This window comes from Planococcus liqunii (genome assembly GCF_030413595.1).
Lineage (GTDB): Bacteria > Bacillota > Bacilli > Bacillales_A > Planococcaceae > Planococcus > Planococcus liqunii.
Genome location: NZ_CP129238.1, coordinates 1,867,651 through 1,883,370, shown reverse-complemented (window position 1 = coordinate 1,883,370; position 15,720 = coordinate 1,867,651). Strand labels below are relative to the sequence as shown.

Annotated in this window: 15 protein-coding genes; 6 read left to right on the top strand and 9 right to left on the bottom strand. The window is 44.5% G+C overall.

All coding sequences use genetic code 11. The annotated features are described in order from the left end of the window. Positions 1 to 197: 197 nt before the first annotated feature. From QWY22_RS09555 to QWY22_RS09535, 5 genes are all read right to left on the bottom strand, one after another. Positions 198 to 623, bottom strand: coding sequence for an OsmC family protein (locus QWY22_RS09555; protein ID WP_300984191.1), 426 nt, complete (start codon positions 621 to 623; stop codon positions 198 to 200). Positions 624 to 776: 153 nt separating this feature from the next. Continuing rightward, positions 777 to 2,690, bottom strand: a complete 1,914-nt coding sequence (locus QWY22_RS09550) for an FtsX-like permease family protein (RefSeq protein WP_300984190.1) — start codon at positions 2,688 to 2,690, stop codon at positions 777 to 779. Next, positions 2,677 to 3,483, bottom strand: coding sequence for an ABC transporter ATP-binding protein (locus QWY22_RS09545; RefSeq protein ID WP_300984369.1), 807 nt, complete (start codon positions 3,481 to 3,483; stop codon positions 2,677 to 2,679). The genes QWY22_RS09550 and QWY22_RS09545 overlap by 14 nt, the downstream gene beginning before the upstream one ends. A gap of 107 nt (positions 3,484 to 3,590) precedes the next feature. After that, positions 3,591 to 4,613: a sensor histidine kinase gene (locus tag QWY22_RS09540; RefSeq protein ID WP_300984189.1), complete on the bottom strand. Its 1,023-nt coding sequence runs from the start codon at positions 4,611 to 4,613 to the stop codon at positions 3,591 to 3,593. A gap of 14 nt (positions 4,614 to 4,627) precedes the next feature. Next, on the bottom strand, positions 4,628 to 5,308 hold the full coding sequence (locus QWY22_RS09535; RefSeq protein ID WP_300984368.1) for a response regulator transcription factor: 681 nt from the start codon (positions 5,306 to 5,308) through the stop codon (positions 4,628 to 4,630). 185 nt (positions 5,309 to 5,493) lie between these two features. Here QWY22_RS09535 and QWY22_RS09530 point away from each other — a divergent pair, with 185 nt between their 5' ends. The 3 genes from QWY22_RS09530 to QWY22_RS09520 all read left to right on the top strand — a co-directional run bounded on the left by QWY22_RS09530 (position 5,494) and on the right by QWY22_RS09520 (position 8,753). Beyond that, positions 5,494 to 6,432 (top strand): magnesium transporter CorA family protein, encoded by a 939-nt coding sequence (locus QWY22_RS09530; protein WP_300984188.1) that lies wholly within the window; start codon positions 5,494 to 5,496, stop codon positions 6,430 to 6,432. 247 nt (positions 6,433 to 6,679) lie between these two features. Beyond that, positions 6,680 to 7,591, top strand: coding sequence for a 1,4-dihydroxy-2-naphthoate polyprenyltransferase (locus QWY22_RS09525; protein ID WP_300984367.1), 912 nt, complete (start codon positions 6,680 to 6,682; stop codon positions 7,589 to 7,591). 295 nt (positions 7,592 to 7,886) lie between these two features. Further along, the gene (locus QWY22_RS09520) at positions 7,887 to 8,753 is read left to right on the top strand and encodes an STAS domain-containing protein (protein ID WP_300984187.1); all 867 of its coding nucleotides are present in this window, start codon (positions 7,887 to 7,889) and stop codon (positions 8,751 to 8,753) included. An 81-nt stretch (positions 8,754 to 8,834) separates the two neighbouring features. Here the strand turns inward: QWY22_RS09520 and QWY22_RS09515 are convergent, their stop codons facing one another. The 4 genes from QWY22_RS09515 to QWY22_RS09500 form a co-directional block, all read right to left on the bottom strand. Continuing rightward, positions 8,835 to 10,769, bottom strand: a complete 1,935-nt coding sequence (locus QWY22_RS09515; RefSeq protein ID WP_300984186.1) for a fructose-1,6-bisphosphatase — start codon at positions 10,767 to 10,769, stop codon at positions 8,835 to 8,837. 106 nt (positions 10,770 to 10,875) lie between these two features. Next, complete coding sequence (locus tag QWY22_RS09510) at positions 10,876 to 11,310, bottom strand: hypothetical protein (RefSeq protein WP_300984185.1); 435 nt, start codon at positions 11,308 to 11,310, stop codon at positions 10,876 to 10,878. Positions 11,311 to 11,544: 234 nt separating this feature from the next. Beyond that, complete coding sequence (locus QWY22_RS09505; RefSeq protein ID WP_300984184.1) at positions 11,545 to 11,808, bottom strand: hypothetical protein; 264 nt, start codon at positions 11,806 to 11,808, stop codon at positions 11,545 to 11,547. 71 nt (positions 11,809 to 11,879) lie between these two features. Further along, positions 11,880 to 12,269 (bottom strand): hypothetical protein, encoded by a 390-nt coding sequence (locus tag QWY22_RS09500; RefSeq protein WP_131544285.1) that lies wholly within the window; start codon positions 12,267 to 12,269, stop codon positions 11,880 to 11,882. Positions 12,270 to 12,607: 338 nt separating this feature from the next. Here QWY22_RS09500 and QWY22_RS09495 point away from each other — a divergent pair, with 338 nt between their 5' ends. From QWY22_RS09495 to cyoE, 3 genes are all read left to right on the top strand, one after another. Further along, positions 12,608 to 13,186, top strand: a complete 579-nt coding sequence (locus QWY22_RS09495) for a TetR/AcrR family transcriptional regulator (RefSeq protein ID WP_300984182.1) — start codon at positions 12,608 to 12,610, stop codon at positions 13,184 to 13,186. A gap of 43 nt (positions 13,187 to 13,229) precedes the next feature. Beyond that, positions 13,230 to 14,408 carry an MFS transporter gene (locus QWY22_RS09490; protein WP_300984181.1) on the top strand — a complete coding sequence of 393 codons (1,179 nt, stop codon included), beginning with the start codon at positions 13,230 to 13,232 and terminating at the stop codon, positions 14,406 to 14,408. A 262-nt stretch (positions 14,409 to 14,670) separates the two neighbouring features. After that, positions 14,671 to 15,567, top strand: a complete 897-nt coding sequence (cyoE, locus tag QWY22_RS09485; protein ID WP_300984180.1) for a heme o synthase — start codon at positions 14,671 to 14,673, stop codon at positions 15,565 to 15,567. Positions 15,568 to 15,720: the final 153 nt, after the last annotated feature.

The following is a 15,720-nucleotide window of genomic DNA, read 5'->3' as shown; positions in this document are numbered from 1 at the left end:
CACTTTTAATGTGCACCAATTCGGCTTTATTTTTTTCAGCGACTATATTAGATGTCAATATTTTTGTAACTGGTCCGCCTGTCAACACAAAGATTGAAATTTGCAAAGATGCCTAAATCAATATAAAAAGCAGCATGCCCATTTTCATTGCCGCAGAACAATTATTCATATCGAATAGCTTTTCCGTATAACCTGTTTTAATGGATGGTTTTTGACTCTTCCTCGTTTAATACATAATGATACTGTATGCCGGCATTCAACGAATTGACAACGGTACAATACGTATCCCGTGACAACTTAATGGCCCGGACCACTTTGTCTTCCGGGAGCTCGCCGTCAATATGATAAGTAATGGCGATTTCAGTAAAGCGTCTCGGATGATTTTCAGCACGCGTGCCGTCGATTTCAATATGGAACCCGTCAATGGTGAATCGCATTTTCTCAAGAATCATGACAATGTCCATTCCGGTGCAGACAGCAGCCGCATTCAAAAGAACTTCTGTCGGACGCGGGCCTTTATTGGCTCCGCCATTTTCTTCGCCGGCATCCAATAGCACGTGATGCCCCGATTCCGTTTCTCCGCTAAACGCCATTCCGCCGTTCCAATTCAATTTTGCTTTCATCAACATCGCTCCCTTTCCAGTTTTATTGCTATTAATCACCTTGGTGATAAGGTGCCTTCTATTTCTCTATACCCAATTCCTTAATTATTACATTAAAAAAATGATAATGGAATAAAAAAAGCACGAAAGGAAAGGTCCTTTTCGTGCTTTATATTATAGAGCAGCATTTACCGTTTTGCGGTAATAGCCGATTGTCAAAAATGCAAACGCCGTATAGATCAGTGTATATACCCCCATTGCCAGAGTTGCCGGCATCAGGATATCCGACTGGAAGAAGAAAGATGCAGCTTTCATCGCAAAGATGGAGTGCAGCAGACCGATGGCAAGCGGCAAGCCAAAGACAAACACTTGCTTGCGGATAATGCCCTTCATGATTTCTTTTCCTGTAAACCCAAGCTGGCGCAGGGTTGCATAGCTTTTCTTTTCCTGTTCGGCTTCAGTCATTTGCTTGAAATACAAGATGCTTCCTGTTGAAATCAGGAACACCAGCCCCAGGAAACCGGCTATAAAAATCATCAACCCATTGTCCTGAACCGATTCTTCATAAGAAGAATAATAATCCACATGCGGTCCACTTGAAGTGTATTTCGGCTGCTGGAAAATGGCCGATGCGGTTTTTTGGTCTTTCTCCTCTAAAATGTGAAAGCCGTCGATGTATTCTATCTTTGCGCCTTCCATTCCAGACAATTTGTTTTTCAGTGACTGATAAGTCTCGTCACTGACCACGAGCTGGCCATAAAAGATGGACCAATTGACGACATTGCGTTCGCCCATCTTTGTTATCTCGACGGTCGTGCGGTCTTCATCTTGGATTTCTATTTTAATTGGCAAATCGACAGAATCTGCGAACATGGAAAGTGAAGATGCATCATGATAGCTGGCTGATCCGTCTTTCGGAGCCGCGATATCGATACCCGCTGCTTGCAGCTGCTTATCACTGATAATTGCCGTCGGCCGTTCAAAACTTTCCCCTGGGAAAACACCTTGTTCGAACATGGTCGGCACCACCAGCATGTCCACCTTGCCGTGCTGGTAGCCGATCCCTTTTTGGTTCATCTCGCCCATAATTTCATTTGCTTGTGCCTCATTGTTGTCAAACATAAAATCAAACGGCATCCGGATATCGGTTTCCCGTTCGGTTTCATAATACATCGCATATGAAAAAGCGACCATCGTCAACGTCATCGCAGACAGAATCGTAATGACCGTCAGTGAATTGGCGTTCCCTTTTAACCGGTGCATGAGCGGCGCCAACGACAGACTGTTCAATAAACCGAGGTGGCCTTCTTTGCGGCTCCGGATTTTAAACAATAGCCAGCTGATGGTGACGCGGAACAGCAAATATGTTCCTGCAATGACCGCAGCCAAGACAATCAGGATGTTAAAGAAAAACAGTTCGTTCAACATGCGTCCCGACAGCCAGTAGCCAAAACCGACTAGTAGCAGTCCGAATACCCCAAAGAAGGCAGACACGCCCGTTTTCGGTTTTTTCGGATGTTCGCCTGCTTTGTCCGAGTTGAACAAAGAAAGCAAGGTGTTGCGAAAAACCATCACAATCATTTGAATCGTTGTTAATGCAAAAATGCCGATAAACACGAGGATTGTCTGCACCACCGCTGCCATGGAAAAACTCACTTCGATAAACGATTCGTAGCCGATCAGCTTCATCAACAGCAGCAGGAACACCCGGGAAACGAGTAGGCCTACAGCAATTCCAATGATTAAAGCCCCGACGCCGAGAAGAATGTTTTCGACAATCAGCAGCCTGGCTACTACCCGTTTCGTTAAGCCGATTAACTGATAAAGCCCGATTTCACGGCTTCTTCTTTTCAGGAAAATCGAATTGGCGTAAACCACGAAAATTCCGGCGATAAACAACAGCAGAATCCCGGCTGCCTGAAAAGCGGTGCCCATACTCGTTCCGCTTAGCTCCAGAATGGCTGAATCGTATTGCAAGGTGGCAAACACAAAATACAAGACCACACTTAAAATAAGCGCAAAAAAGTACAGGTAATAATGTTTGATGTTTTTCCGCATGCTGCGGATGACCAGATCAAAGAGTGTCAACGCTGTCACCCCCGAGCACAGCCTGGACATTCATGATTTCCTGGAAGAAGGCTTGCCTCGACTTGCTTCCTTTATAAAGTTCGGAATAAATATTTCCATCTTTTAAAAAGACAACCCGACTGCAGTAGCTGGAGGCGAGCGGGTCATGGGTGACCATCATAATCGTGACTTCGCGTTTTTGGTTAACGTCGGCCAATGTACCGAGCAGCGAAGAAGCCGACTTGGAGTCGAGGGCACCAGTTGGCTCATCAGCAAACACCATTGACGGTTTATTGATCAATGCGCGCGCAGCTGAAGTCCGCTGTTTTTGGCCGCCGGAAATTTCGTGCGGGTATTTTTCTGCCAATTCCGTAATTCCTAAAATGGATGAAATCGACTGGAACTCCGCTTCCGCTTCTTTTTTCTTCATTTTGCCGAGCGATATCGGCAGCAAAATGTTCTCTTTTACGGTCAATGTATCGAGCAGATTATAATCCTGGAAGATGAATCCAAGCTGATCGCGCCGGAACGCGGACAATTTTGCGTCTTTCATGCGCGAGATGTCTGCCCCGCTAATTAAGATCGTGCCTTCTGTAGCCCGGTCAATGGTAGCCAGCACATTCAATAGCGTGGTTTTGCCTGCCCCTGATGGCCCCATGATTCCGACAAATTCGCCTTCTTCCACATGCAAATCGATGCCTTTCAGAACTTGCTGGACATTGCCCCGTGAGCCGAAAGACTTCCGGACATTCTGTGCATGCAGCACGGTTTGTTTCGCTTTTTGAGTCTTACCGGTTTTAGTGGTTTTTAACATTGTCATACAATTGCCTCCCTGTTTACTTATATCCCTATCTTACTGCCTTATAATTTGCAGGTCGTTTGATTTACATGACAAACAGGAAGCCGCAAGTGACAATGTTGTCACTTGCGGATGCGTTCAAATTCATTTTCCAGCGGGAAGGCCATTTCGACTTTTGTTCCTTGATTTTCTTCAGAGAACGCCGATAAAGCGATGCCCATTTTTTCAGCCACTGTTTTTGCCAAATACAGCCCCAGCCCTGTGGCCGCGTTTTGAATACGGCCGGCGCCTCCAGTAAAACCTTTATCAAAAATGCGCGGCATTTCATGATCCGGTATGCCTGGCCCTTCGTCCTTCACCGACAAAATGGTTTGGCCGGTATTTGCCATATGCGCTTCCACGGTGATGGTCCTATCCATCGGACTGTACTTCACTGCATTCGTCAATAATTGCCGAAAAACAAAACGGCTCCATTTCAGGTCTGTTACGACGATCCTATCCAATCCATCCAGTTCCAAAGCAATGTTCTTTTCCCTGCACCAGGACATCAATTCCCGGACTTCTGCCGTTACCATACTTTTTAACGGCACTGATTCGAGCACATAATCCTGTTCCAGCGTCGGCAATCGCGATATGTATAATTGCTGGTCAACCAATAAGAACACGCGCAGCCATTCTGCATCGATTCGGCGCATCACCGAAATGTCCTGGTTGGCATCAATCAACAGCTTCATCGCTGTAAGGGGCGCCTTCACTTCATGGACCCAGGCAGCCGTATATTCCCCCTGCACGACAGTACTGCTACGGACGTCACTCAATCGTTTTGAAAAAGCAACCCCTGCATCTTTTAAAAGTTCATTTATCATTTCGTCCCGTGCAAACTCACTTTCAGGCAAAGCTTCATGCCAATCGGAATCGGTCTCGTCTACCAGTTTTTCCAATTGCCGCATAAAAACCGTTTCTTTTTGGAAACGCCAAAATACAAAGATGGAAAAAGCAATCAAGATCAATGCATTGAGATACACCAAGGATGAAATTTTTACCACAATTCCCGGATCCAAGAAAAGCAGAAGGTCGGCTGCCAGAAGCGCCAACAGAAAAAAGAAGAGCCAGCTTTTCATATCCTTTAAATACGTGAAAAACAAAAAACCCCTCCGTTCTACAATGTGACTGCCAAATAGCCAAGCCCTTTTTTCGTCATGATGGCATTTTCCAGGCCCAGTTCAGCCAATTTTTGCCGAAGCCGGGTTACATTGACCGTCAATGTATTGTCGTTGACGAATCGTTCATCATCCCACAGTTTGCGTATCAGCTCATCACGAGAAACGATTTTATCTTTTGACTCAACCAATACGGCCAAAATGAAAAACTCGTTTTTCGTCAATTCCGCTTCGCTGTCTCCCATCCGGATTATGCCGCGTTTCAAATCAATCACTGCGCCGTTCCATTCGATTACATCCGTCGACACTTCTTCCCCGTAGGAATATACGCGGCGCAAAGTCGCCTGGATTTTCGCCATCAAAACATCTGAATTAAATGGCTTCTGGACATAATCATCTGCGCCCATCTGCATCGCCATCACCATATCCATCGGGTGATCGCGGGAAGACAGGAAAATAATCGGCACTTTGGAGACAGCCCGGACCTCCCGGCACCAGTAAAACCCGTCATAAACCGGCAACTGGATATCCATAATTACAAGTTGCGGCTGTTCTTTCAGGAAAGTGCTGAGCACTTCCTGGAAATTAGCGGGGCCGACGACTTGCATACCCCACTTTTCCAAACCTTCTTTCAATGACTGGAATATGGCTGCATCGTCTTCCACGATGAATATCTTCATTTCCATAATCGGGCACTTCCTTTCTTCTTCCCATTCTACTGGAAGTGTAAATGAACAAGCAATTGACAAGAAAACGAACGGTTCCAAACCCTTTCCTAAATGAATCATGATATGGTTATTATTTAAGGAAATTGGATCTTTCCTTTCCTTTTAACGACTTACTGGCAGAGCAAGGAGGAAAAATGTTGAAAAAGAATACATTTCACTTCGGACACTGGGAATGGGTACACATCGATCCTGAATCAACACAAGATATGGAGGCCCTTGATGGGATGCCCAATGTGAACAAGAACTGGATAAAGTCGCTTCAGGAAAAACACAATAGCAATCTGGAAATGGAAACGACCGACCAAGACGAAGAAGTCATGTGGGGCTCCGTTATTTACCACCAGGATGTCGAAGACCAGAGTGAACAGACTGTCCTTCAATATTCACTTTCTCATAAAAGGCTGATCACAAACGATATTGACTTTTCCCTTTTATACAACTTGACAGACACAATTCTGTTTAAGAAAATGCAAAAAGCGGAAAATGCCATTGAAGGATTTATGATTTTTCTTGGTGAAATCGTCGCTTCCTTTCTTCAAGGCATTGATGCGCTTGAAAATGATATGCACGATTTGCTATGGCGTGTAAAATCCAAAAATAATGACCAGGTGCTGGATCAACTGATGGACAGGCGCCATGAAGTGCTCATATGGAGAAACCTTATTATTCCGATTGCTGAAATTCGCGATGCCATAAGCGAAGCTTTCGGAGAAGAGATTGCTTCCAGCCGGCATTGCCTGCGCACGAGCCAGCGAATCGACCGGTGCAGGACGCTGATCAATGAATATGCCGAGGAAGTGCGCGAGATGGTGGAACTGGAAACGGTTATTTCCTCGCATCGGGGAAACGAAATTGTCAAAACCCTAACGATTATCACCGTATTATTTTCCCCAATCGCTGCGTGGGGAGCTCTTTGGGCCATGAGATTCGAGGTTATGCCCGAGATCACATGGAAATATGGCTACCCATTTTCGATTCTTGTCATTCTTCTGTCTACATGGGCTCTCTACTACTATTTAAAGAAGAAAGACTGGATTGGCAGTGTGCTGAAAAATCCAAAAGGCAAGAAGTTTTAGGGAAACGAAGATTAATCGACAATCCCTTGCCATTATTGCCGCCGATTAACAGGTGTACATTTAATTTTGGTGAGAATGGCTGATTTTCAACAAACGTCCATATACTTCACCTGTTCCAGCAATTTATTAAACACCAAAGAATTAAAAAGAGCGTTTATTTGCTATAATAAGGAATTGTAAAGATGAAGTCTAGAAATGCTTCTGTCAGGTTTTACGATTAAATTATGCAGGGAGAAAAGAAATGATTATGGAAAACACAATGGAAATCAGTCCCGCCAAACTGATGTGGAAAATGACGCGCCCGCATACGTTGACGGCGACATTTGCACCCGTCATTTTGGGAACAGTAGCAGCCCTTTATGTAACGGAAATTGATTGGCTCCTATTTATGGCAATGATGGTTGCATGTTTGGCATTGCAGATTGCAACGAATTTGTTCAACGAATACTATGATTTTAAACGCGGCTTGGATACAGCGGATTCGGTCGGCATTGGCGGCGGAATTGTCCGCCACGGGCTGAAACCGAAAAATGTTTTAAGCGTAGCCGTCTCTTTGTATGTTTTTGCTGCATTTATCGGATTGTACATTTGCATGAACAGCAGCTGGTGGCTCGTGGTTATCGGGTTTGCCGGCATGGCCATCGGATTTTTGTATACAGGCGGCCCTTTGCCGATCGCCTACACACCATTTGGCGAATTGTTTTCAGGCCTGGCGATGGGAACCGGTTTTATCTTGATCGCGTTCTTCATCCAAACCGGCTTTATCACCCTTGAAAGTTTATTGATCTCCATCCCTGTTGGCATCTTGGTCGGCGCCATCAACATGTCGAACAATATTCGGGATATCGTGGAAGATACAAAAGGCGGCAGAAAAACGCTGCCAATCCTACTGGGCAGAGACAAAGCCGTTACTGGATTGGCAATCGCCTTTGCTGTAGCTTACCTTTGGATTGCAGCCATTGTGTTGTTGGGCTATATCAGCCCATGGGCTTTGGTCGTGTTTCTGAGCTTGAAAAAACCGATGTCGGCCATCCAAGGTTTCCGGAAAGGTGCAGCCGAACCGCAGTTTATGAAATTGGCCATGAAATCGACTGCGATGACCAACACGATTTTTGGTTTCCTGTTGTCTGCCGGCTTGTTGATCAGTTATCTACTTTAATCGAATCAGAACCCCGAACCGCCGAAGAAATCCTTCAGCTGTTCGGGGTCCTATTTTTACCGGGAAATCAGTGCATTATCTACATACCTTCAAGTGCAGCTGCATTAAATCCAACTAAACGGGCGCTCGCGGTATAAGGCGCCTAAAAGGAATTCTTGGCAATGCTGCTTCTAGTTTTACTAATAAAAGTAAATCTTATTGAAAATAATGCAGTAAGAAGTGCACAAATGCTGATTTTCCTTTATCATAAATACATGAAGCCAAGCAACTCTAGCTAAATAAGGAGCAAGACATCATGCCGAACGAACAACTGACATTAAAAAATGACAAACTTCACGACTTTTTATGTGAAAGAAATAAAGCAATGACGGAAGAATGGTATCAAACCCTTGATAAAAAAGCCGGAGGCATCTACTCCTCAAACAATCCGGAAACAATCGAAAAAATGAAGCAGCAAAATTATGAGTTTCATGAACTTTTTTGCGCAATGTTTACAAAAGATACAGTTGATTGCATAGAACAGTTTGAAGAATGGATACAGCAGGTCGCAAAAGACGAGGGCCATTTAGCCACGCCGCTTGAGTCCGTTTTGAAAGAATTTTTCAGAACCCAGGAGCAATATTTGCAGTATATTGAAGAATTTGCAGCGACACAGAAAGAAAACATTTCCTCTGCACAAGTTAATGAGTGGAACAAAGCAGTCGTCAATACGATCAATAAAATCATTTTGGAGTTTACGATTCAAAACACTAAAGCAGCAGAAAACCGGTTAAATGCGCAACAGGAAATGATTCTTGAAATGAGCGCTCCGGTCATCCTACTGACCAAAAACATCGGTTTGCTTCCATTGGTCGGCGAAATCAATACGTACCGCGCGCAAATCATGTTTGAAAAAGTGTTGCAGCAATGCCATAACAATTCCACCGAGCGTTTATTCATTGATTTGTCCGGTGTTCCGATCATCGATACCATGGTAGCCCATCAAATTTTCCAGCTGATCGAAGGCTTGAAAATCATTGGCGTCAAAACGGCAATTGCCGGCATCAGCCCTGTCATTGCCCAAACGGCCATCCAGTTAGGCATCAATTTCGGCGAAATCGAAGTATACAGCAAAATAGCTCATGCGATGAAATTCCACAACCTGCAAGTTTTAGAAAAATAAATGCAGGCAATTTAAAAGCGGAAGCCCCAAGATAGATTTTCTATCATTGCGGCTTCCGCTTTTTTTGTTTTTGGAGGGTTGTTATTTCATGTAGCGGTATTCCCGCAGGCTGTTTAAAATAGAAATTTCCTGGATTAATTGTTCGCCGATATTGGTTTCCCGGACTTTCTTTCTTTCTAGTTCTTCATCAACCAAACGCTTGACGGACAATACATCGGTTTCATTGCTCAACACTTCATCTTTGGAATTGAACAGCTGGTGGGCTACAAGCTGCATGCCGTAGGAATTGTACAACAGCGTATAGCCGGCAATGCCCGTAGTCGATTGGTAGGCTTTGGAGAAGCCGCCATCGATGACGATCATCTTGCCATTCGCTTTGATGGGGTTTTCACCATCAATTTCTTTCACCGGCGTATGGCCATTGATGATGCGGCCCTGATCTGGGTTCAAGTCGAATTCCTCGAGCATTTTTCGGCATACTTCTTCATCTTCACGCAAATAGTAGTAAGGATTTTTCCGCTCTTTATGCGTTTCTTTTTCTTTGATAAAGTAGCGTTCGAACGTGGTCATTTCCCGTTTGCCGAACAGCGATGAATACTCTCCGGTCCACAAATACCACACCATATCGGTCGCGAAGTCATCGGTTTCTTCCGGATGCGCGAACGCATAGCGCAAGTAATGCTCAAAAATATCGAGCAGTTCCCGCCCTGCATAATTTTTCCCTTCAATCTCCATGCCTTCCATATTGCCGTTCTCATCGAGCGGAATACAGCCGTGGATCAGCAGATTGCCGTTGTATTTTAAGTAAAGGCTGCCTTTTTTCATGATGAAATTCATATGGCGCGCCAGTTTTTCAGAGTGCTGGACCGCCACCAATAATTTGTCCATCACTTGCTGTTCTTCTTCCAGCAATTCATCTGGCTTATCCGGATTGACCGTACTAAAACAGGTATTTTCCAGATTATAAGTTATGCCGTGCAATGTGGCAGTTCGGGCTTCATAATCGACTTTCTCGAGCAGCAAACGGTCTTCCATCGCAAAACAAGGACGCCGTTTGATAATCGGGCTTTCCAGTTTGAATTGGATGATCGAAATAGCTTGATGAATTTTGGTGATTTGCAGCTGTTCCTGCTCGGTCAATTGTTCACCGGAAATTCGCTTCGGGCGAAAAGCAGGATTGTCGTCGTAGTATTTCTCCGCCAGGTTTAAAAGCGGACGCAGATTGATGCCGTAGACGTCTTCGATGATGTCCAAATTATTGTAGCGCGCACAGATCCGGATGATATTCGCCAGGCAGACCTTCGAGCCGGCAAACGCTCCCAGCCAAAGCACGTCGTGGTTTCCCCATTGGATATCGACCGAATGATAATCGATCAGCGTATCCACGATTTTATGCGGATCCGGTCCCCGGTCGTAAATATCGCCCACCACATGCAGATGGTCCACGACCAATCGCTGCGTCGTGTAGGCTAGCCCGATGATCAGCTTATCCGCTTGGCCCAAGGAAATGATCTGTTCCAGCATTTTTCCGTAATAGTCTTTCTTATTCGTGAACTCATCTGTTTTATACAGCAGTTCTTCAATGATAAAGACAAACTGCTTCGGCAAGGCTTTTCGTATTTTGGAACGGGTATATTTTGAAGACGCGTAGGAAATCAGCTTCAGCATCCGTTCCATAACTTCTATGTACCACTCTTGCAATTCCTTTTTGGTGCTGAAATGGCTTTTGATCATTTGCAATTTTTCTTCAGGGTAATAAACCAAGGTCGCAAATTCGTTCAATTCCTTTTCCTGCATTTCATCTTTAAAAAGGTCGCGGATTTTCACCTTCACATTTCCGGAGCCGTTGCGCAGCACGTGCTGGAATGCCTGGTACTCGCCGTGCAAATCGCTGACAAAATGCTCTGTGCCTTTAGGGAGGTCCAGAATGGCTTCAAGATTGATGATTTCAGTGGCTACTTTCTCTTCACTGTCATATTTTTGCGCCAGTAAATCCAAATATTTAATATTTTTCATGTTGAACTCCCTCCATTCTTAAAAGTTAATTGCCAACTTCATAATGTTTATATTTCTATTATAGAAGAAAACGCCGGAAGTTATCACATTATCTGAAAAGCTTTCGTTAATATGGCAGCGTGCTTGGCATAATTTCGCCTGTCATCGTATTCACCAGCAAGGTGATTTCTTCAGATCCGGACTTTCCGGTAAACAAATGTGCCGAACTTGCCGCAAAAGGATTCCAGGAATCGTTTTCAAGCGGCACGAGAATCGATTCCAGCTCTTCAAGATCGTGACTGTTAAGTATCTTCTGTTGGGCTTCGTGATACGTTAATGCAGGAAGCGAAAAGCAGACGACCGGAACCAGAAGGATAATTAAAAAGAGATAAGGAAGAATCCGTTTCTCCGTCAGTAAATGCTTGAAGAAAATCACATGGAACGCCAATAACATAATGATTACATTTAGCGGCATGACATTCCGGTAAACTGTCTGGCCTACATACATCAATACAAAAAAGAGCAGCAGCGAGATGATGGCGCCTGCCAGATAGTCCTTCATTTGTTTTCCCTCCCTTTTAACCGCCTATTTTGGTGTCGTAAAGATACTCAGCAAAACCCCCAGCCCGATGAATGGAAAACCGAAAAAAGCTGAAAGCCGAAAAAAAGCGTGATGGGAATACCCTAAAACATAGGTTAATCCTAAACAGCAGAGACAAATCCCGGAAAAGAAAATGGCATCGCTCATTCTTTTAGTTATCTCCACTGTTTCGTCCCTCCCAATGTTTTCTAAGTATTAAAGAATCCAAAAAGCATATCCAATAATGGAGGAAATCAGGACGCCAGACTGTCCCCAAATAGCCCTGTTGCTCATCCCTGCCTTACGTTCCAAATAATAAACATAATTGACAATAGCAATAATCCCAATCAAGATTATCATGATCCGTGTGGAACTATCTTCCACTTGAATCATACTAAATCCTGCAAGTGCTACTACGATCATGCCGAGCGTGCCGAAAATCATGTAAATGATAGAAACACCAGAATCCTTTTCTGTCATCGTTTTATCCCCCTTTAAATTCTTCATCATCACATGCTGCTCTTTTCTTGCCTGCCATTAATGCCGATTCATTACCGGCTTAAACTTTCCATTAAACTTTCGTCCTTACTATATTGGAAACGTCCAATTTTCCCTTCTTCTTTTGTCGAGAAGAAAATGGTGCCTTCTACTTTTGCCGTTTCCTCTTTGCCTCCAGATTTCTGAAACCCGATCTGTGCGATGAACTCGTAGCGGTTTCCGGCCTCTTCAGTTTGTTCTATAGAAACATCTTTCAATTCCAGTTTATAGTCATTTGAATGCGCTGTACTTGGATACTGAGTGCCAAATGCTCTCATGAAGGGTTCTAGTTCGCTTACAGTAAAATACTCCCCATATACCTCACGAACGTACCGGTCAAAGACCTCGTTTTCTTCTGTGCCATTAACAATATTTTTGTTTTCGAGATTCCACATAGCATCCATGAATTCTTTATCCGGTCCCGAGAACTGGAGCTCGAGTACTTTATGGATCACTTGTTCATTGGTATTTTTCGTTCCAGTTTGAGAACAGCCAACCAACATTCCTATTGCAAATAACAGGTTCAATAAAATGAAAAGCAGTTTTCTATGAATTTGCCTTAGCCGCATATTTCCACGCCCCTTTTTTCTAGTATACGCAGAATCTGCCAGAGAGTTTCATTATTACAAAAATTTAGGGGATAAGATCGACTAAATATTATTGCTGAAAGTGCTGCTTAATCTTTTGACCTTCAGCTCCTATTGTGCGATAGTAGACTAACGACCGTTAGGAAGGTGAACGTATGAAAAAAGAAATTTTGCAAACGGCGCTTGTCCAGTTTGCCAACGAAGGATACGAAGGCGCGTCTCTTGGCAAAATTGCAGAAGCTGTAGGCATCAAAAAACCTTCGATCTATGCCCATTACGCCGGCAAAGATGAGTTGTTTTTATCCGCATTGACCTATGCCTTGGAAAGGGAAAGAAACCATTTGGCCGGCTACTTTAAGCAAATGAAAGAAGAGCCGCTCGAAAATTTGCTGCGCGGTTATTTTAAATGGTTTATCCAGGACTTAGAAGGCAATGACCATATGAAGTTTATCCTCCGGACGATGTACTTTCCTCCTGCCCGCCTCGAGAAAGAAATCGGCGAGTTGATCAATCCCCTGTTCGACAGCATGCACCGGCACTTTACCCGCGTCATGAGAGAACGCGAACGCCGTGAAGGTATCCTTTACTCCGACGATTTCTCCAGCTGTGCTTTGGCATTTATCACCGTCATTGAAGGGACCATCACAGAACTGGTGTACAGCGGCGAAGCTGCATACCTGAAGCGGTATGAAGCGGTATGGCCGATTTTTTGGCGCGGCCTGGTCCGCGCATAAAGCTTTATTTTAGTAATTGAAAAAATGTAAAAGAGGTTTATTTATGAAGAATTACAAATTGGTTTTATCTATTTTGCTGTTGAATTTATTTATCGCATTTTTAGGAATCGGATTGGTCATCCCGGTGACTCCAACCATCATGAACGAATTGAATATTTCAGGTACGGTTGTCGGCTATATGGTATCCGCTTTTGCGCTGGCGCAGCTGGTCGTTTCGCCGCTTGCCGGACGAGCCGTTGACAAGTACGGCCGTAAACCTTTGATTGTACTGGGATTATTTGTATTCAGTTTGTCCGAATTGTTATTCGGCCTCGGGCAATCGGTTGAAGTGCTGTTTGTGTCGCGCCTGCTTGGCGGCGTCAGTGCTGCCTTCATCATGCCGGCAGTTACCGCTTATATCGCAGACATCACGACACTCAAAACACGGCCGAAAGCGCTCGGCTATATGTCAGCAGCCATTTCAACGGGTTTTATCATCGGGCCGGGCATCGGCGGGTTTCTGGCAGAAATCGGCACACGCCTTCCCTTTTTCTTTGCGGCAGGCTTCGGGCTGTTTGCGATGTTCCTATCGTTTGTGCTGCTGAAAGAACCGGAACGCCAAAAACAGGAAGAGAATTTATACGGTGAACAGAAAACGGGATTCGGCCGCATTTTCTCACCCATGTATTTTATCGCCTTTATGGTCATCCTGATTTCCTCATTCGGACTCGCATCTTTCGAGTCGCTGTTTGCTTTGTTTGTGGACCACAAATTCAGCTTCACACCGCAGGATATCGCCATCGTCATTTCACTTGGTGCAATCGTCGGAGTCATCGTGCAAGTCGGCTTTTTCGACCGCTTTACGCGCTGGTGGGGAGAAATCCGCTTGATCCGCTACAGTTTGATCGTCTCTACCGCTCTTGTCCTGATCTTGACTTATGTGACCAGCTACTGGGCAATTTTGCTCGTGACGATGGTGGTGTTTGTCGGTTTCGATTTGATGCGGCCGGCGGTTACGACTTATCTGTCCCGGATCGCCGGAAATGAACAAGGTTTTGTCGGCGGCATGAACTCGATGTTCACAAGCATCGGGAACATTATTGGCCCAATTATCGGGGGGATCCTTTTCGATATCGATTTGAACTATCCATTCTATTTTGCGACAGTCACGCTTGCCATCGGCATTGCTTTGACGTTTGCCTGGAAAACACCAAAGCAAATCCCTCAAGAAGCAGCGAATTAATTCGCTGCTTTTTTGTGTGAAATGAATCGTCGCAATAGTAAAGAAAGTAAAGTGAACGCCTTCTTTAGAAATTGTCGATATGTTTTAACCAACTTTAACTGTTATTTCATGTATACTTAGTTGTTGGATACAGAAAGCAAGAGTATGAACGACGTCTTACTGAACTGCGTGAAATTGATTGTACACATATGAGATTTAAAGAATCCGAACAATCATCTGAGTTACAGTGGCCTTCGTGGATATGAAAGAGGCTAGAGATTAAATGACAAAACAATCAAAGAAAACATTATGGGCCCAAGTCGTCAAAACAGGAATCATCAAGTCGAATCTGATACCGATGATCGCTGGATTGATGCTCGCATTGTACACCTATCAATATAGCTTTACCGATAACATTGGGAACATCTTGCTGGCATTTGCAGGAACTGCAGCAATCATTGCAGCATCCGGTGCCTTCAACAACCTCTACGACCGCGACATTGATGCCTTGATGGCCCGCACGAAAGTACGCCCAACGGTGACCGGGACCATTTCAATTAAACGGGTGGCTATAGTGGCGGTCTTGTTATTGCTGGCCGGTTTGGGCTTATTGTATTTCGCCTCTCCCTTGGCGGCGTTCCTTGGATTTCTAGGGGTCTTTTTCTATGTGATTCCCTACACGATGTGGACCAAGCGCCATACCATCTGGAATACCGAAGTGGGCAGCATTTCAGGGGCCATCCCGCCTTTAATCGGCTGGGCTGCCGTAGCTCCTGACATCTGGCATCCGGCATGCTGGGCATTATTTTTGATCATGGTAATCTGGCAAATGCCCCATTTTTACGCCATTGCGATCCGCAAAAAAGAAGATTACGCAGCAGCAAGCATTCCGATGCTTCCCGTTGTCAAAAGCGCAAAACGCACGTATCTTCAAAGCAATATCTACTTGGTGCTGCTGGTGCTCTCCAGCTTTTTGTTCCTCCCTTTAAGCCTTGGCTTGACTTTGATGTCACTGATTCTTGGCTTGATTTGGCTGGGACTGAGCTTGTTTGGCTCCCGCAGCATGACAATTGAAGTCTGGGCAAATAAAATGTTCCTGTTTTCCCTGGTTCACATGATGATGATTTTCTCTACGGTCATTATTTATTCTTCAATTGGACTGATTCTGAACGCTTTATAAATAAACGCTAAGAAAACCCCTCACAAAATAAATTGTGAGGGGTTTTCTCACGTTGATTGCCGCTTCGCTAATGGGGTTTTTGTGTTGGAATAAAGACGGCACTTACTGCAGCTCCACATGATCATCCATCAAATCAACGAGACGTATCAAAAT